The 18484-nt window shown below is 61.2% G+C and carries 10 protein-coding genes and 1 riboswitch; of the genes, 8 read left to right on the forward strand and 2 right to left on the reverse strand.

Annotated features, from left to right (window positions below; all coding sequences use genetic code 11):
* The first annotated feature begins 254 nt into the window (after positions 1-254).
* From BGC09_RS05025 to BGC09_RS05050, 6 genes are all read left to right on the forward strand, one after another.
* On the forward strand, positions 255-1022 hold the full coding sequence (locus tag BGC09_RS05025) for a DUF72 domain-containing protein (RefSeq protein WP_069802732.1): 768 nt from the start codon (positions 255-257) through the stop codon (positions 1020-1022).
* A 100-nt stretch (positions 1023-1122) separates the two neighbouring features.
* Positions 1123-1411, forward strand: a riboswitch (cobalamin riboswitch).
* A 147-nt stretch (positions 1412-1558) separates the two neighbouring features.
* On the forward strand, positions 1559-2542 hold the full coding sequence (locus BGC09_RS05030) for an ABC transporter substrate-binding protein (RefSeq protein ID WP_069802734.1): 984 nt from the start codon (positions 1559-1561) through the stop codon (positions 2540-2542).
* 269 nt (positions 2543-2811) lie between these two features.
* Complete coding sequence (locus BGC09_RS05035; protein WP_069802736.1) at positions 2812-3237, forward strand: flagellar biosynthesis anti-sigma factor FlgM; 426 nt, start codon at positions 2812-2814, stop codon at positions 3235-3237.
* Positions 3238-3593: 356 nt separating this feature from the next.
* Positions 3594-3956 carry a 4a-hydroxytetrahydrobiopterin dehydratase gene (locus BGC09_RS05040; protein ID WP_069802737.1) on the forward strand — a complete coding sequence of 121 codons (363 nt, stop codon included), beginning with the start codon at positions 3594-3596 and terminating at the stop codon, positions 3954-3956.
* Positions 3957-4426: 470 nt separating this feature from the next.
* Entirely contained in the window at positions 4427-5116 is a 690-nt protein-coding gene (locus BGC09_RS05045) for an SGNH/GDSL hydrolase family protein (protein ID WP_069802739.1), read from the forward strand.
* 146 nt (positions 5117-5262) lie between these two features.
* Positions 5263-8514: an ABC transporter permease gene (locus BGC09_RS05050; protein WP_069802741.1), complete on the forward strand. Its 3252-nt coding sequence runs from the start codon at positions 5263-5265 to the stop codon at positions 8512-8514.
* A 106-nt stretch (positions 8515-8620) separates the two neighbouring features.
* Here the strand turns inward: BGC09_RS05050 and BGC09_RS05055 are convergent, their stop codons facing one another.
* Complete coding sequence (locus BGC09_RS05055; RefSeq protein WP_069802743.1) at positions 8621-10645, reverse strand: serine/threonine protein kinase; 2025 nt, start codon at positions 10643-10645, stop codon at positions 8621-8623.
* Positions 10646-11751: 1106 nt separating this feature from the next.
* Between BGC09_RS05055 and BGC09_RS05065 the strand changes: the two genes are divergently transcribed.
* Positions 11752-13923 (forward strand): BACON domain-containing protein, encoded by a 2172-nt coding sequence (locus BGC09_RS05065; RefSeq protein WP_069802747.1) that lies wholly within the window; start codon positions 11752-11754, stop codon positions 13921-13923.
* A gap of 37 nt (positions 13924-13960) precedes the next feature.
* Here the strand turns inward: BGC09_RS05065 and BGC09_RS05070 are convergent, their stop codons facing one another.
* Positions 13961-15274, reverse strand: coding sequence for an MFS transporter (locus BGC09_RS05070; protein WP_084657961.1), 1314 nt, complete (start codon positions 15272-15274; stop codon positions 13961-13963).
* A gap of 626 nt (positions 15275-15900) precedes the next feature.
* Here BGC09_RS05070 and BGC09_RS05075 point away from each other — a divergent pair.
* Entirely contained in the window at positions 15901-18186 is a 2286-nt protein-coding gene (locus BGC09_RS05075) for a protease pro-enzyme activation domain-containing protein (RefSeq protein ID WP_069802749.1), read from the forward strand.
* Positions 18187-18484: the final 298 nt, after the last annotated feature.

Raw genomic sequence — 18484 nt, forward strand, 5'->3', positions numbered from 1 at the left:
TATTGGCTTCCTCCGTCGCGGAGTCTTTCGGCGCCTGCGGTGGGCGCATTGGCTCTTGGAGAACGGTCATCGGGAGATGCAAGCGATCGAGCGAAGGTGTAGAATGAACGGGGAAGTCGTCAAATCGGCCAGACTGGCACGATCTGGCTGCCCTGTCTGGCCGGCTGATCCTGGCGCTGACTGCCGGTCGCGATGCAGGAAAGACCGTGCTCCTTTGGTTGGGGAGCCTGGCGAGGCGAGAGGGAGGCCGAGCGATGACAGTCTGGATTGGTACCTCTGGCTGGCTCTATCCGCACTGGGTGGGCCGCTTCTATCCGCCTGATTTGCCTGCACAGGAGTATCTGCCCTATTATGCCCGACATTTTGCCACGGTCGAGATTAATAGGAGCTTCTATCGCCTGCCCTCGCCTTCGCAGTTTGCTCTGTGGGCCGAGCAGGTGGGCTTTCATCCCCGTTTTCGCTTCGCGGTCAAGGCCAGTCGCTATCTGACGCACATGAAGAGGCTGCGCGATGCGGCTGAGCCGCAGGCGCGCTTGCTGGAGGCGGTGCGCGGTTTGGGTCAGCGCCTGGGGCCGCTGCTTTATCAGCTTCCGCCCCGCTGGCGGAGCGACCTGGGGCGTCTGGCGGACTTTCTTCGATTGCTACCGCGCGGGCTGGCGGTGGCTTTTGAGTTTCGTGACCCTTCCTGGTTACGAGGGGTCGAGGGTGAGCGCTTGGGTGCTCTGCTGGCGGGGGCGGGCTGCGCCCTGGTGCTGGCAGTTGGGGGAGAGCTGCCCACGCCCGTAGATCTGCCAGCAACGGCGGCCTTTCGCTATGTGCGCTTCCACAGCGGGCAGGCCGGTCCTTGCTTCGGCGAGACGGAGCTGGTTTTCTGGGCCGAGTGGTTGAGCAGAGAGGCCGGGAAGGGGCGCGAGTGCTATGCCTATTTCAATAATGATAGCGAGGGGTATGCGCTGCGCAATGCCGCACGCCTGCGCGAGCTGGTTGCGGCTCACCTGGGAGCTGAAGCGGTGGCCTTCTAAGGGTCTCCCAGCGAGAAGGAGGGCGCTCTTGTCCCGGAACGGCGACCGCCCTGGGTTGACAGCCAGGCAGCCTCTTGCATATACTTCCTCTGCCAGCAGTGAAACGTGCGATGCATCAGGTGGCCGGAAATGTTTGCGCTCATTTCCGGCAGAATAGGGAAGCCGGTGAGAATCCGGCGCAGTCGCGCTACTGTGACTGGCGAGCACTTTGACGGCCCGTTCGCTCCCCACTGCGGGCGGGTGCGACCAGGTAAATAACAAGCAAGCAAGCCACTGTTCCTGTGTAAGCCTGTATCTTTACGTCTGCGGGCCAGGCCAGGGAATGGGAAGGCGCGTCAAGGTGCGTTTGAGCCAGAAGCCAGGAGACCTGCCTGATGCCAGTGGCCCATGTTCCTTCGCGTCAAAGGAGCAGGCGGACTATCAACCACCAAAGCGAGCTGACCCGCTGCTTCTCCGGTCCTTTTGTGTTGTGGTTGCGCCCCCTCTACGCGAGGTGACAATGGACGGCTATCTTTTGCTGTGGAGGAGTGAGCTTTATGCGCATCCTTGTCATCTCCCGACGGCTGTTCCCGTGTTTATTGGTTGTGGGCTTGCTCTTGCTTGCCGCCTGTGGACAGAGCCAGAGTAGCGGCAGCGCGGCGCGGCCAAGCCCCACGCCAACAGTGGTACGCGATATCTATGGCACGCCGGTGGTCTTCCCGAAGACGGCCCCGCAGCGCCTTATTTCCCTGGTGCCCAACATGAGCGAGATTCTGGCTGCACTCCACCTGGAGAGCCGGATTGTGGCGGTCGACTACTATACGGACTACCCGTCGCAACTGACCCAACTCCCGCGTATCTCGGATGCCAACGGCAACTATAATGTAGAGCGGATTGTGGCGCTGCATCCCGACCTGGTGCTCAGCTCCGGTGGCCTCACGGAGAAGTACGATGCGCAACTGGTGCGTCTGGGCGTGCATGTGGTTGATTTGCCAGACAATACGATTGCGCTGATGCTGGCTGAGATTCAGACCGTTGGGCGCCTGACCTTCACGGAGAGCGCCGCGGATGCGCTGGTCAGGCAGCTGCAGCAGCGCATTGCTCAGATCCGCCAGGCGGTGAAAGGAACGACGGCGCCCACAGTAATGCTGGAAGCCGATGATAGCACGCCTGGCAAGCCCTATGTCTTTGGCGGTGGGACGTTTGGCGATGAGCTGCTGCAGGAGGCTAATGCAGTCAATGTCTTCCATGATAATACGAGCAATGGCGGCTATCCCCAGGTCACCGATGAGGCGGTGATCCGCGCCAATCCCCAATACATTATTCTGACCGAGGACCCGCGCTATGGCGGTGATCCGCAACTGGTCTATCGCCGTTCCAATTGGGGCCAGATTACTGCGCTCAAGCTACGCCATGTCTATCATCTCAATACCGATCTGATGCAGCGTCCGGGGCCGCGCCTCGTCGATGGTCTGCAGTGCCTGGCCCAACTGCTGCACCCGCAAGTCTTTAGCGGCTCCCTGCCAGCCTATTGCCAGTAAGCGAGAGGAAGCGGGCAGCGAAAGTAGAAGGAAGGCCAGGCCAGGTCAGGCCACGGCACTGGGCAGGCGATAGGAATCAGGGACTTCTGGTCTCTCGAATTAGCGACAAATACCCCTTACCTGGGGCGGGTTCCGGCTTTTACACTGGAAAGAGGCATAGGCCCCCTGCTGGGGAGCGAAGGCGTTCCGTCGCCGGTGCCCGTGGCAAGCGCTCCGTTGGCTATTGCTGGCGACGCAGTGATCGAAGAAAGAGAGGAGTCCTGATCACCATGCGCATTCGGCAAGTGACTCGGGCGGGCGGAGGGTCGAGGCGCAGCCGGGCAGCGCTCTCAAGGGTTGACGCGGCCCAGGCCAGTGCATCGGGGCAGAGCTGGCAGCCCACATCTCTGCAGGACAAAGGGGCCGGTTGGCGGCCCTGGCTGGGCGAGCGCGAGCGTGACGATGAGCGCTATCTGCGGCCTGCGCTGCCTCGCAGGCGGCGTTCCTCTCCTGTTGGTAGCGGGCCAGACGGACACGGGGCACCTGGTGAGGCGCAGCTGCACCCAGGCGAGACAGCGCTCTCCGGGCCAGAGCTGGCGGCCCTGGTCGAACAGGAACGCGCGGAGCGAGTGGCGGCGCTGAGGGTGCGTCTGGCCGCGGGCAGGTACCAAGTTGATAGTGTTGCGCTGGCCCGCAGGATGCTAGGGGATCACTAGGGACGGCTGAGCGCTGAGGCTGAGTGGCAGTCAGCGCCGGGAATGGGAAGCTCTTTCCGTATGTGTGGCGCGATCCTTCAGGGAGGTTAAGGGTGGTCGGGAATGTTGGGGGAGCGTGCCGGGCCAGCCACCGGTCCTGGGGGCGGGCAGGTGGGTCCGCCAGCAGGCAGAGGTGGAATGGCTCGGACGCTCTCCTTTTTTGGCAGTGGCGGGAGTGAGACCTCCTCGGCTATACTGAACACTGACAGGTCTGTCTCTCGCGAGAGCGGCCTCGCTTATGTGCTTGCTCGACCTTGTTTCCGTGCGTGTTGTTGTTCGTCAGGTTCCCCACAAGGAAAGACGGGAGGGAGGTACCTATGCAGGATTTGGCTCAGATGCGCTGTGTCCCTTGTCGCGGCGGCGAGCCAGCTTTGTCCGATGCTGAGATCAAGAATTTGCTGGCTCAGCTCCCGGGCTGGCAGGTGGCCGAGGTGGATGGAATCAAGCGCATTGAAAAGACTTTCCATTTTGATAACTTCGCGCACGCTCTCGCGTTTACGGATAGGGTTGGCGCTCTTGCTGAAGAACAGGATCATCACCCGCAGCTGGTGACCGAATGGGGGCAGGTGAAGGTCGCCTTCTGGACCCACGCCGTGGGCGGGTTGCATCAAAATGACTTCATTATGGCGGCTAAAACGGAGGCGGCCTTTGCTCAGGCCGAAGGCCGCAAGCCATCTTAGCTGCCTGAAGCCGCGCTGAGAGGCCCTGAACATCAGTCTGCAACACCGGCCTGCGGGAGGCCCGACTTGGGCTTGCCCACTCAAGGCTGGCCAGGGAGCCATCTCACGGCTCCCTGTTGGGGCCTTTCTCTTCGCTCTCTCGGGGCTTCCTTCCTCTCTCCCCCTGCACCGCATACTTTTTCCCCTGGCTGCTCTCTCGACACGCCCGTTGATGTCGATAATTTGACATAGTATGATATTCAAAGAGATGATATAATCCGCATAGAGAGGCAGATTGTCATTGCACTAGAGGAAATCTCAAAGATCCGTGCCTGGGCATGAGGATGACAGCGAAGGATTGGACTCGCTGGGCTGGCGTCAGCCGGCCCAGGTCTGACAGTAGTAAAGGCAAGGATAGCCTACTGCAGCGGCCCTGGCCAGCGGCAGGGTCTTGGTGGCCTGGATCGTGGTCGGGTCGTTTATCTCGACCGATGGCCAACCTGTGGCTGTTGGTCAGCCTCCTCTGCGGCCTCTGCCTGCTTGGCGCCTGCGGCCCGACGAGTGAAGCGCCCGTTGCTACCGACGAGCTGGGAACCTTTCATAAAGGTCTTATCTACGTCGCCATTGGCGCTTCCGACTCTTTTGGTTTTGGCACGGCTGATCCCTACGCCGATAACTGGCCCATCGACCTGGCTCACAAGCTTGGCCCCTCCGTTCACCTGGTCAACCTCGGCATTCCTGGGATTCATCTCCATCAGGCCCTGCGTCTGGAGCTGCCCATCGCGCTCGATGTCCATCCTGACATCGTGACGATCTGGCTGGCCGTGAACGATTTGGCCGATCAGGTACCGGTGACGGCCTACGCGCGCGATCTGGATCTGCTCCTCTCGCGCCTGCAGGCAGGGGCGCCGCGAGCGAAGATCGCCATCGCCAATGTGCCTGACCTGACGCTGCTTCCGCACTTCCGCTCGTTCGATCAGCAATGGCTACGCTCTCAGATCCAGCTGTATAACGCTGCCATTGCTGATAATGTCAGGAGGCACCATCTGATCCTCGTTGATCTGTCGCAGCAGCGCTACAATCTGGCCCGCCATCCCGAGTACGTGAGTGACGATGGCCTCCATCCGAGCGTCATCGGCTACGTAGCTCTGGCTGATCTCTTTTATCAGGCTTTGCGCTGAGACAGGGCGCGGCCTGGCGCCGCTTGAGCGACAGAGGCCGGTAGTGTGTGTGACCCGGCAGATAAGCAGTAAGGCAGGCTGCCACGGAGGAGGGCAGCTGTGACAGGAGGTATCGGACAGGCTCAGTCAGTTTGCAAGAACGTGGCATGACGGAACTTTTTGGCATCCCACTAGATACGCTCAGCACAATCCTGCTGACCATTACCCTGGCGATTGTGGCGCTGGTTCTGGTACTGGCGCTGGGCAATCGGCTTTTTTTTAAGATCGGTGTGCGCAACATCCCGCGGCGGCGCACGCAGATGATGCTGATCATCTTCGCGCTCATGCTGTCGACTACGCTGCTCTCTAGCGCCCTGGCAACCGGTGATGTTATGACAGGCGCGGTGCGCAGTGTGGCGACCTACAATGTGGGCAACGTTGATGAGACGATCGAGGGTGGCTCTGGTGATCTGGGCTTCTTCGACGAGGCAGTCTATTATCGCCTGCGGGCGCAGCTGCGTGACGACCCCGACATTGCGGCCCTGGGGGCGGCCATTATGGAACATGACCTGCTGGTGGCCGATCAGACCTCGCGTCAGGTGCGCTCGGCTGTAACAGCTCTGGCTGCTCTGCCAGGTAGCGAGGATGGATTTGGGGGGATTGTGGCCGAGGATGGCAAGGGCCGTTTACATCTCACCTCGCTGGGTCGCAACGAGGTCTATCTGAATCGGACACTGGCGCAGCTTTTAAACGCTCATGCGGGCGATCGCCTCTATCTCTACTCACAGCGCTGGCCAGGGCAGCGCTATGAGGTGCGTGTGCGTGCTATTGCCGATAGCAGCGGCATGATAGGCGAAACGCCTTTCATTGTCAGTCAGGTGCAGCTCTTTCGGCGAATTGAGCAGTGCGGCGAGGCCATCACGCAGATTTTCGTGGCCAATCGCGGGAGCGATGGACCTGATAGCATTGCCATCTCCGATCGCGTCGAAGAGAAGCTAGAGCGGCTCATCCCGCGCAACGTCCATGTCATTGAGGTCAAGAAGCTCGCTATTCTCAACTCGGAGAAGGCGCAAGACATTTTCTCGCGCATCTTCGTGTTATTCACCCTCTTTATTGTGGCCATTGGGATGCTGCTCATCTTTCTCATCTTCGTGCTGTTGGCGGCGGAACGGAGGGTTGAGATGGGCATGGCCCGGGCTGTTGGGGTACTGCGTCGTCATCTGGTCTTGACCTTCCTCTTCGAAGGGGCGATCTACGATTTGCTGGCCTCCTTCATCGGCCTGGCGCTTGGCGTGGCCATTGGGGCCTTGCTGGTGCTGCTGCTCGGGCCGGTGCTGGAGCGCTTCGACTTTCCGCTCAAGCTGACCTTTCAGCCGCGCAGTCTGCTCATCGCCTACTGTCTTGGTGCCATCTTCACCTTCTGCGCTGTGACGGTCTCTGCCTGGCTAGTGAGTCGTATGACCGTGGTGGAGGCTCTGCGCAATCTGCCGGAGCCCGAGCGGCGATCGCGCACGCTGGCGGAGCTGAGGGAGCTATTTGGGCTGGTGGGGAAGGCGCTGCGTCAGCGCAGTCGTCGCCTGCTCAGCTATCTCAGCGAGCTGCTCATCGAGAGCGGGCGGGCCCTGGTCCTCGCGGGCCTGCTTCCGTTACTGGTGGGCCTCGGGCTGCTCTCCTATGGTCTGACAGAGCGCCTGGTAGCTCCCTTCTCCCTGGGCCTCTCGCTCCTGGTCATTGGTGGCTGTCTGTTTCTCAAGACCGGCATGGTGGCTTTTAGTCCTGCCAGGTACAAGCCGCAGGTTCGTCGTCTCGGCGAGCGGCTGGTGCCGGCCATTGCTGGCCTGCTCATCTGTGCCTACTGGGCTGTTCCTTTCGACCTCTTCGCCTCCTTGGGCCTGGTGCGTTTTCGCTCCAGCATCGAAGTCTTCTTTCTGGCTGGTTTTATGATGACACTGGGGATTGTCTGGGCCCTTGTTGCCAACGGCGAGCTGCTGGTCAAGCCGCTGCTGGCGCTCTCGCGCGTGTGTCCACGTCTGCATCTATTGGCCCGTCTGATGGCCTCCTATCCGCTGCACTATCGTTTTCGCATGGGGCTGAGCGTGATGATGTTCAGCCTGGTTGTTTTTGCTTTGACCGTGATGACCGTGATCACGGCGGCCATGCAGCACAGCTACACCGACATTAATCTGCAGACCGGCGGCTACGATATTCAGGCCATTCCCTACTTTCGGCCCTTGTTGTCCAGTCAGGGAAAAGAGGCCCCTGATGAGCAATTGCGGGCCATGCTGGCGCGGCATGGCATTGATCCTGGGGCTTTCAGCGCCATCGGGGTGCGCACCACGACGCTGGTGGGGGTCATTCAGCCGACAGCCTCTCAGCCGGCCTGGCGGCTCTATCCGGCTCAGGTGATCAGTGGGGGCTTTCTCCAGGGCTATGGTTTGCATTTGGTGGCGCGCGCGCGGGGTTTCAACAGTGATGCCGCTGTCTGGGAGGCGCTGCAAGAGCATCCGAACTACGCCTTGATTGACAGCAGTGCCCTGGCGGCCAGCCTGGGGGCCCGTGGTTCGCCTGGGGTTTATGATCCCTCGGCGCCGACGGCCAGTGAGGCTGGAGCCCCGCTCACGCCGCCCGGCCTCGATCCTTACTATACCTTTGCCCTCAGTGGGATCTCGCTGGGAGAAACGAGCTTCACGCCGCAAAGCCTCTGGGTGACGCGCTCGCCGGGGGGTGATGGTCTTTCTGCCTTGCTCAATGCCTCGGTCGCCAAGCTCACCATTATTGGTGTGGTTGATAATAGCAATGGAGATCATTTCGGACTCTACATATCGCAGCGACTCTATGGTTCAATTGCACCCGCTCCGAACAATCCCGAAGTCCAGGCGTATTACTTTAAGGTGGCGCCAGGTCAGGATAAGCGAGCGTTGGCCTTGCAGCTTGGCTCGGCCTTTCTCGACGAGGGCCTTGAGACGACCGTTTTGGAAGATGCCATCTGGGAAGTGCGTGGGCCGCGCATCCTTCTCAGCGATATCATGATCGGCATTGTCGGGCTGGCCCTCTTGCTAGGGGTAGCGGCCCTGGCCATTACGGGGACGCGCGCCGTGATTGAGCGGCGTCAACAGATTGGGATGCTGCGCGCGCTCGGGTGCAGCCGTCGTTTGATCAGGACGGCCTTCCTGGGGGAGTCCGTTCTGGTGGCGGTGCTCGGCAGTTTGATCGGTCTCGTGCTGGGTTTGCTGCTGGCGAGCAATCTGTTCGCTGCCAACTTCTTTGAGCGCTATCAGACTGGCCTGGTCTTTGTCATTCCCTGGGGCCAACTGGCCTTCATCATCGGTCTGGCTCTGATGGCCTCGCTGGTGGCGGCGCTCCTGCCGGCCTGGCAGGCGGGGCGGGTCACGCCGATCGAGGCCTTGCGTTATCAGTAAGGGAGGCGCTTCCCCCTGGAGGAGCGGCGGATGGCGCAGGGGCAGCAGCCTGGCGGCGCTTTACTGTTGGCTCTGCCGGGGACAGCCGGGGATCTCCTGGCTGGCGCTAGCAGGTCCAGGTGACCTGCGCCGAGGTGCCATCCTGGGTGCGAAAGAGCAGCAGGCCCTGACGCGGGCAGGAGGCGTAGATGTAGATCGTGACTTGCTGTTGACTGCCAGGCTCTAGCCAGCCTTGCTGTGGCGCGAAGAAGGCGCGGACGTTTGAGCTGCTGGCCGACCACTGGGTGGTATCGCTGGCTGCGGAGGAGAGCGAGAGCGTGACCTGGCAGCGGAAGGTGAAGCTCTCATGGCTGCAGCTGTTTGGTCCGTTGAGCTGGGCTGGACTGACGGCCAGCAGCGGAGGGGTGGGCGTAGGGGTGGGTGTGGGCGTGGGACGCGGGGTCGGGCTGGGCGTAGGGCTGGGTGTGGGCGTGGGTGTCGCTGTAGGTGAGGGTGAAGGTGTCGGACTGGGCAGGGGCGACGGCGTTGAGGTCACCGTGACAATGGCGGTGCTTGTGGAGATCGTGGGAGTCTGTTGGGCTGTTTGGCGCCACAGGCCGGCTGAGAGCAGTGGCAGGAGCAGGATGATGAGCAGGCTCAGGATGACCAGGAGGCTGACCGCCCCCATGAGAATCCAGCGTCCCTGACTGGCCTCGCGCCAATAGCTCACGCCCTGACTACCGCGAAGAGCGGCTGGGCTGCCGGATGCTGGCCTGACGCTCTCGCTCACTAACGTAGGCTGCTCGTTCCAGAGAAGAGCGGGCGTGGCTGAGGCTTCTACCTCCTCCAGCTCGCTGGCCTGCTGATGCAGCTCTCCTGCTTGTTCCAGGGCGCTTCCGCTCGCGTCTGGAGCTGGAGACGGGCTTGAGGCAGGCGATGAGCTGGCAGGTGCCTCTCCCTCGCCTGGGGGGAAGGCTGCCCCCTGGCTCTGGTTGGGCAGGGCGAGCTGTGGTATGGTCTCCTGCTCGTAGATTGAGATCTCTCTCTCTGTCAATGCATTGCTGGTGAAAATCCCTGCCTGCCTTTGAGTACTGCTGGCCTCGCTGCTGGCGCTACTTGCTGCCGGAGCCTCGGGTATGCCAGGCTGAGTCCCTCCGGGGGCGATGGGCTGGTCGAGATTGGGGCTGGAACCCTCGGCCTCGGGGACACGGCTGGCCTCGCTGGGGCGGAACAGTTCGCCGCTCGCCGGTGAGAACTCGAGGGGGGATGGTCTGGCTCGCCCCGCTGATAGCAAACGTGTCTCGCTGGCTGGTGCGGGTAGGCTAGGGGCAGGAGTGGTGCCAGCTGCCGGGAAGAGCGCTGCCATGAACTCCTTGACGGTGGGGAAGCGTTGGTTGCTGTCTTTGGACAGGGCTTGCAGAAGCACCTCATCTACCCGGCGCGGCAGCAGCAAGTTGAGCTGCGTCGGAGCTACCGGCTGCTCATGGGTATGCTGCCGGGCTAACGTTGCAAAATCGGTGCCGCTGAAAGGAGGTCGCCCAGTCAGCAGCTCATAGGCGAGGCAGGCCAGAGCATACTGATCGCTGGCGCGGCTCGCCATCCCTTCGAACTGCTCAGGGGCCATGTAAGGCCAACTGCCAGGGCGCAGCTGCGGCTCACCGTCGGTGGCGGTGGCCCAGCTGAAGTCGGTGAGCCACAGCTCTCCTTTGGTATTGAAGAGGATGTTCTCCGGCTTCAGGTTGCCATGCATCACGTTGAAGTGATGGGCGTAAGCCAGAGCCTCAGCGACCTGCTGCAATAAGGTCCCCGCCTCGGAGAGGCTCAGCGGGGTCATCCCCTGGCGTGCCAGCCGCTGGCGCAGCGAGCCACGCAGCGCGTATTCGCTCATCAAATAGGCTTCGTCCTGGTCGACCCCGCTCTCTAGCGGAGGAAGCAGATGCGGATGGCGCAGCATCCTCAGCAGGCGCACTTCGCGGAAATACTGCTCGCGATTGCGAGGAAAAGGTGGGTGGAAGAACTTGATCACCACTGTGTGGCCGGGGGCTGTCAGATGCTGAGCCAGATAGGCGCTACTTGCTGGTCGATTGCCGAGGCCGGCAATGATCCGATAGTGGCCAATCACTCTATCGATATAGCGATTGCGCTCGCGCATAGCTCCTCCACCGGGGCATGAGGACTGTCATCCGCAGGTGACCATTACTGCTTCTGTCCTGTCGGTCACTGCTCCATTTGACCAGGGGTGCTGTTTCTACCTCTTGCCACATCTTGCTTCCCCCTCTTCTTTTCTCGCTTGCTTGCTTTTGGCGCGCGCTCACGGGACTATCTCATTCCAGAGCAAGGAGAGTATAACTGGCACTTCTGCATGGTGTCAATGAAAGAGAGAAATGGGGGATGACAATAGCTCCCTGCGCCTGATAATATCAAGACGAATGGGCTGCAGCCTCTTCTAGAGTGACTCACTCGTGAATTCTTCGTTATCTATTCATAGCAGTACCAGAGCTGCCCATTTGGACTGAGTTGGTCGTAGGATCATAGGATGCGGCTTGAGAGTGTAGGAAGGGTCTGGTGATAATGAATCGGTGCCTCTACTGCAACAGGCCATGTGAGCAAGGGGTGGTGTTTTGCGACGAGTGTCGGGCACTGCTGTTGCAACGTCATGCCCTCGCTGAGCAAGAGAAGCTTTTTCCCCCGAGAGATGAAGGACGGCGGGTGGCTGGGTTTTCTTCGGATAGTGATGGCTGGCCGCCGCCCTCGCTGCGTGGCTTCCCGACGGTGCCGATGAGTGCCGCTGATGGGGTTTGGGAAGAGGAAGGTGGTGCTGATCCACGAGCGCGCTCCATACTGGAGCCGGGATCAGAAGAGCGGAGAACGGGGCGGGAGGGAGGAACTCAGGGCAGTTTTCCCCCACTTGAGCAAGGTGAGGCGAATCAGGGCTGGCCAGCCTGGCGCTGGTCGAGGATGGCCCGGCGCCAGGCCTGGTCTGAGGAGCTGGTCTCTGCTGCTTCTGCTGCAGAGGAGCCGGAAGCCTGGAGCTGGAGGCCTCCGCAGCGCGATGGCGAGTCAGCTAGAGGAGCAGAGCCGGTGCGGGCGACGTCGGTAACAAGCCTGCCCGCTTCCAAGGGAGGGAATTGGGCGCGACCTGGTGGATCGCCATCTGGCCCCAATCCCTGCCGCTTCAGGGAGGCCCAGACAGGGCCCAGGCTCTTAGAAGGCCGGGATTGGGTGTTGTGGCGGAGACGGCCAGGACGCAAAGCCTGGTTGCGCTGGCTTTTTGTCGGGCTGGCGATTCTGGCGCTCCTGCTCATTAGCCTGAATGGGTGGCTGATCCGCTCACGTTTCGCAGGGGTCCGTCAGCCGACTACGCCAGTAGGACAGCCACCGTTCTTGACGGCGACGCCGACGCTGGTCCATGCTGGCCAGGCTGTGCATCTCCATCTGGATCATTTTCCGGCTTTTGCACAGGTCTATTTCAGCTACGACGTTGGTCAGGCCCTGGCGCCTGTGGGTATGGCCTCCATTGTGCACCTGGGAGCGGCAGGCAGCGCCGATGTGACCGTCACCATTGGGCGCGACTGGAGTCCCGGCGGCCATACCATTCAGGCCGAAGATGTCGCCACCCACTATACGGCCAGTACGACTGTTCAGGTGTTGGCCAGTGGTCCGCTGCGCTCTCCAGTTTTGGAGGTCAATCGTCGCAGCCTGGATCTGGGGGAGGCGCTGCAAGGTTTCAATAGCGTGGCGCCCCTGTGGTTAAGCAACGGAGGCGATGGGAGCCTCTCCTGGACGGCGAGCAGCGATCAGCCGTGGCTTCTGACCACTCCGACACAAGGTGTGCTCAGCGAGCGTCAGGCGATCTTAATCGCAGGGTCACGCGCCAATCTGCGGCCAGGCCTCTATCACGGGACCATTACCTTTAGCGCTGATAGCGGCCCTTCATTGCATGTCCAGGTGACGATGCGGGTCGATGCGCTCCCTACCACAGACAACGGTCGGCAGACCTTGCCGCTTACGCTAACGCCGGCGGCTCTAGCTTTCTCGCTCAGCGATGGTGGTCCGGCGCCCGCCGCCCAATTTGTCACGCTGGCTAATCCCGAGCATGAGGCGATGACCTGGTCCAGCCGCCTGCTGGTACCGCCCGAGGCTAGCCAGGATGCGCCGCTGCCGGCTCGCGCCGATTGGCTCCAGCTCAAGCCGGACCAGGGAAGGCTGGCCGCTGGTGAGAGTCTCTCTTTAGAGATAACGGCCCGGGGTACCCATCTGCTGCCTGGCCTCTACCTGGCCATCGTCCGGGTGAGCAACGCCCGCTCTTCGGCTCCAGCAGCGACAGCAACCCAGGTGCTGGCGGTCTCGCTCACGGTCCTGCCTGCCTGCCGCCTGACCTTAAGCTCCCAGAGCCTGACCTTCACGATCGGCTCAGGGCAGAATAGTGCCAGCGATCAGTCGCTTGAGTTGGGATTAGCAGCGGGCTGCGTCTCCAGCCTGAGCTGGCAGGCGTTTACCTCGGCGAGTTGGCTCAAGGTTGATCCGGCCAGCGGTCGGGTCGATGCAACCCACGGAATGAGCGTGCATGTCAGCGTGGCCCTCAGCGAGCTAAGCGCCGGTACCTATAGTGGTTTTATCCTCTTCTCCATGCAGCAACGGACCCAAACGGTGGCGGTTCTCTTGAACTTGCTAACCTCGGCGGCTCCAGGCGGTACCAGTGGCAGTGCCACGACAACGGCGGCCACCGGCGGTGCTGGTCGCACTCCTCTGGGGGCAACCCTTTCGCCCAGCAGCCTCAGCTTTACGATCGAGCAGGGAGGCCGGCCACCGGCGGCGCGCTCTGTCCTGCTGAGCGCTGGCCAGCATCCGCTGCTGTGGTCGGTGACACTCAACACGGGCGCTACTCCCTGGCTGAATGTGGCCCCTCTCGGCGGCACGCTGGCGGCTGGCCAGACGGCGCAGCTGAGTGTCAGTGTCAACGCGGCCAACCTGACGCCGGGGACCTATAACGGCCAGTTCAGTGTCTCGCTGGGGCCCGCCGATGGCATGCCAGTCAATCCCAGCCAGCTGGTGCAGGTGGTGGTTGTGACCTTAACGGTTCTGGCTCCCTGCGTCCTCGAGGTCACCCCCAGTAGCTTGAGCTTCAACAGTTCGCTGTTGCAGCCCAATCCGCCCCCGCAGATGCTTTCCCTACGCATCGACGGCGGCTGTCCCCGCCCAGTGGCCTGGGCTGCCAGCGTCGATAACGATAGCGCCTCCTGGCTCCATCTGAGTCAGGCCAGCGGTAGCGAGAGCGGTGCTGGAACGACCATCGCGGTCTATGTCACGCCTCCGCGCCTGCTGCTGAAGACGCTGCGGGGTCAGATTACCATTACGGCCAGCGATGGCGGACAGAACCCACTGCAGAGCAGTCCCCAGGTCATCACCGTTACCGTCAGTCCAGGCTGAGGTTGGGCCGCGGCGCGGCCCTCTGCGGAGTCGCTCATCAGGATTGGTGTGGGCGGGCGCCCGGCTCTGCGAGATGACGCACGGCTGGGCGCCCACTGACGAGCACAAGACTAAGCAGGCCGACAATGCCCGCGGCTAAGGCCACGGTCGGGGGACCACCGATGAGCGCGATCAGGCCACTGGCACAGAAATCTCCCAGTGGCCTGATCGCCATGATCATCAGCGTGTTGAGGCTCATGACACGCCCTCGCATCTGGGCAGGAACACGGGTCTGCATCAGCGTGATTATAGTGGCAGCAATCACGTTCTGCATGGCTCCAACCAGGAAGAGGGTCAGCAGCGAGAGCCAGAAAAGACGGCTCAGGGCGAACAAAAGCAGGGCCAGAGCCCAGAGACTGAAGGCCAGAATAAGGAGCCGTCCCTTGCGCTTGACTTCCCCAAGAGAAGCCAGTCCCAGCGCCCCCACTACAGTGCCGACGCCAGAGGCCGAGAAGAGGAGACCGAGCTGGAACGGCGTCAGATGGAGCACCTGCACGGAGAAATAGGGCAGGATAATGGCCGCCGAGGGATTGAAGAACAGCAAGGCGCCGTAGGCCGCGATCACCCAGGGCAGAACGGCGTCGCGCCCGATGACCTCCAGCGCTGCACGGATCGATCCCAGTAGATTGCCAGCGCTCGCACCAGGTGCCGCAATCTGCCCCTCGCCTGCCGGGATGCGCATGAGAAAGAGGACGATCAGCACGCCCAGGTAGCTGACCGCATTGAGGAAGAAATTGCCCGCATAGTGGATGAGGCCAATGGTCAGGCCGGCCAGCGAAGGACCAATGACCGCCGCTCCGTTAAAAACGGCGGATTGGAGCGAAATGGCGTTCATGAGGTCTTCCCGCGGCACCAGTTGGGGGATGAGGGCAGAGCGCGCCGGCTGATCGAAACTCAGGACGATGCTGTTGCAAAAGGCAATCAGAACAATCATCCAGACCTGGATAACTCCCAAGTGGGTCAGCACCCCAAGCAGAAAAGCCAGCCCCATTGAAGCGCTCTGCGTGCAAAGAAGCAGCCGACGACGGTCGATACGGTCGGCTACTCCTCCCCCAATGAGCGCGAAGAGAAGGAAAGCGCTGGCTTGAGCCAGAGAGACCCCCCCCAGGGCGAGGGCCGAATTATGGGTCAGCTTGAGAACAAGCAGGCTCTGGGCAACAATCTGCATCCAGGTCCCGACAGAGGAGACAACCAGGCTGATCCAGAGCAGGCGGTAGTTGCGATGACGCAGGGCGCGGAAGGTGTTGAGCCGCTGGCGATGGCTGGCGGGCACGCTGCCCTCTGGTGTTGCTGTGCTCGACGATCTGTTCACGGACGTGGGACGTTCTTTCTTTCGTACTCACTGGTATATCTCTGCATCTGCTAATAATTATACGTCTTCGGACTCTCCTTCCTGACCCTTGAGCTGGAACCTGCGTGCGACCCTGTTTCTTGGGGCCGAGGACCCGGCTCGCGGCTGAGATCGACTGCATGCTCTTCCTTCTCCTGGTCTCCTTGCGCTTTTTTAGCGTTTCTGTGCAAACGGAAGAGATGACGGTATCTCTGTCCCGGTCCTATATACTTGACAGACGTGATCTGCATCGGTATTATTAACTATAGGCTCGTCTTGTATAAAGGAAGCAAGCGGGGATGTCTGACTCCCCGGTGCCAGCTGCTTCCTGCACGTGGACCACGAGTAACGCTTCTCCTGTGTCTGTGGCCTCTTCTGCTACAGATCTTCAGCTGTCTGACGAGCTGAGATAAGTGTTCTGCAAGCAAAGGAGGTGTCTTTCTCAACCCCCAGCAATGTTCCTGTCCTGGTAGAGGTTACTCGAAGGTTGACCTCTTAGCCGATCCACCTTTTGCCTGTACTACCTGATGATAGGCTGTCTCTGACCATGTTGTCCGGCCAAGTCTAGCGGTACACAGCCGTACCGACCTTACAAGCTAGAGGTGCCGATGAACATCGCAACATTCTTCCGATCTGCGCGCCGCCTGGCTATTGTCCTGCTTGCGCTCAGCGCCAGTAGTGTGGCGGCCCTACTCCTTCTCATCGTACCATCCACTGCCTATGCCCAGCTTCATGGAGAGGCCCCGACCAATCGGAGTCTGATCCGTGGGCACATGGTGCCACTGCTCAGGAGTCACAAGCCACTCCACAACGAGAGTGCCAACCGCACCCTGCAGTTATCGATAGCGCTCAAGCTTCGCAACGAAGCCCAACTTGATGCGTTGCTAGCGGCGCAGAATGACCCGCAGTCTCCACTGTATCATCACTACCTCACCCCGCAGCAGTTTGCCGAGCAATTTGGGCCGACGCCTGAGACCGTCAACCGCGTGGTAGCCTACCTGCGTGCCCAGGGGTTGCGCGTCAGCAGCGTCTCGCCCAACCGCACACTCATCAACGCCAGCGGTAGTGTTGCCCAGGTGGAGCAGGCTTTTGCCATCACGCTGGCCGATTATCAAATCGGGAATCGCACCGTCTATGCGCCGACCGGTGAGCCATCTGTGCCGGCGGAGCTTGGCGGCCTGATCCTCAACATTGCGGGTCTCGACAACGTTGCCCACTACCATCCCCTGGGCCTGCAGCGTCTCAGCAGCAGCCAGGTGCCGCACACTGGCCCGGGTGGTGGCTATACCCCGAGCGAGCTGCGCACTGCGTATGACATGAACTCGCTCATCAATGGGGGAAGCAACGGCAGCGGTCAGACCGTAGCCATCTTTGAACTGGATGGTTACCGGGCTGCCGACGTCAACGCCTACCTGAGCTATTATGGCCTCGGATCGGCGAAATATTCCAATGTTCTGGTAGATGGGGCGACCAACACCGCGGGCTCAGGAGCGATCGAAGTCGAGCTGGATATGGAAGTCGTCTCGGCCATCGCGCCTGGTGCCAACCAGAAGATCTACATTGGACCCAACACTGTCACGGGAGTCAACGACACCTACAATCGTATCGTGACAGACAACCTGGCCAAAGTCGTCAGCATCAGCTGGGGTGAATGCGAAGCGGCGGCGGGAACCTCGGAGCTGGCCACCCTTGACAACATCTTCAAGCAGGGAGCGGCCCAGGGCCAGGCTTTCTTTGCTGCCTCTGGTGACTCGGGGGCCTATGACTGTGATAACAACAGCCTGGCTGTGGACTCGCCTGCCGATGATCCTTATGTTGTCGGCGTGGGCGGAACGCATCTGGTCACTGGTAGCGGCGGCACCTACAGCAGTGAGTCAGCCTGGTCGAATCCCAGCGATACGCAGCGCAGTCCGCATGGCTCGGGCGGCGGTGGTGGCATCAGCTCCTACTTCGCCCGTCCCTCCTACCAGACCGGTCCAAATCTGACCAACGCCAATCGAATGGTGCCAGATGTCTCGGCTGATGCCGACCCGGCCACGGGCTACTCGGTCTACTGTACTGTCACCGCGGCGGGCTGTTCCAGCTCTGGCTGGTTGACCGTTGGTGGTACCAGCGCAGCGGCTCCTCTCTGGGCCGGCGTGGCGGCTGATGTCAACCAGTACCTGACCTCGCAGGGCAAAGCCACCCTCGGCTCGGCCAGTGCTACCATCTACCGCCTCTACAATACAACACAGACCTATAGCGCCTACCACGATATCACCAGCGGTAATAACCTCTACTACTCGGCCACCACGGGCTACGATCTGGCCACGGGTATCGGCTCGCCCGATGTGTGGAACTTTGCTCGTGACGTCGCTGGCACCTCCGGCGGCGGTGGCGGTGGTGGTGGCGGCGGCGGTGGCGGCGGTGGCACTACCACCCAGCTGCTGAGCAACGCTGGCTTCGAGAGTGGTCGCACCCCCTGGCAGGAATCTTCCTCGGGAGGCTATGAGATCGTTGACTCGACGAACCCGCACACGGGCAGTTACAGCGCCTACCTCTGCGGCTATAACGGCTGTAATGATCAGATCTGGCAGACGGTCACCTTGCCCAGCACAACGACCAAGGTGGTTCTGAGCTACTGGCTCTACATCAGCACGCAGGAGTCCGGCAGCACCTGCTACGACTACTTCTACGTGCGTATCCGCAACTCCAGTGGCTCGACGATCACAACCGTACAGACCAGGTGTAATGCCAATGCCTCTGGCTGGACGCAATACACCTTTGATCTGACCTCGGCGCTGAGCAGCTACTACGGCCAGCAGATCCAGGTCTACTTCCAGGGGACGACCGATTCGTCGCTGGTCACCAACTTCTTCGTGGACGATGTTGCCTTGAACGATACCCATTCCTGAGCCTCCTGATCGGTAGTGGTGGCTCGTCGTGAGCCTGCCTTGCCTCCAAGAGGTGAGGGCGGAGCAATGGCGCTCCGCCCTCCGTTTTATTTTCGGTTCCATTCCTGATGCTCCCTCCTGCTATGCCGGGCTGCCACCTGGCTCTCAGCGATGAGAAGCGCCGCCTGCAGCCTCTCCTTTGGCCTTGGGACGACCAACTATACTGGCTGTAGTTCATCGAGCGGATGGCACTCCTGATGATGGGCAATCTGCGGAGCCAGCCGCGAAGGCAGTGAATACCACAAACCTATCCCTGAAA

This window comes from Thermogemmatispora onikobensis, from assembly GCF_001748285.1.
Lineage (GTDB): Bacteria > Chloroflexota > Ktedonobacteria > Ktedonobacterales > Ktedonobacteraceae > Thermogemmatispora > Thermogemmatispora onikobensis.

Coding starts and splice junctions, on each gene's coding strand:
- BGC09_RS05025 (WP_069802732.1), top strand. CDS start 255: ATGACAGTCTGGATTGGTACCTCTGGCTGGCTCTATCCGCACTGGGTG.
- BGC09_RS05030 (WP_069802734.1), top strand. CDS start 1,559: ATGCGCATCCTTGTCATCTCCCGACGGCTGTTCCCGTGTTTATTGGTT.
- BGC09_RS05035 (WP_069802736.1), top strand. CDS start 2,812: ATGCGCATTCGGCAAGTGACTCGGGCGGGCGGAGGGTCGAGGCGCAGC.
- BGC09_RS05040 (WP_069802737.1), top strand. CDS start 3,594: ATGCAGGATTTGGCTCAGATGCGCTGTGTCCCTTGTCGCGGCGGCGAG.
- BGC09_RS05045 (WP_069802739.1), top strand. CDS start 4,427: ATGGCCAACCTGTGGCTGTTGGTCAGCCTCCTCTGCGGCCTCTGCCTG.
- BGC09_RS05050 (WP_069802741.1), top strand. CDS start 5,263: ATGACGGAACTTTTTGGCATCCCACTAGATACGCTCAGCACAATCCTG.
- BGC09_RS05055 (WP_069802743.1), bottom strand. CDS start 10,645: ATGCGCGAGCGCAATCGCTATATCGATAGAGTGATTGGCCACTATCGG.
- BGC09_RS05075 (WP_069802749.1), top strand. CDS start 15,901: ATGAACATCGCAACATTCTTCCGATCTGCGCGCCGCCTGGCTATTGTC.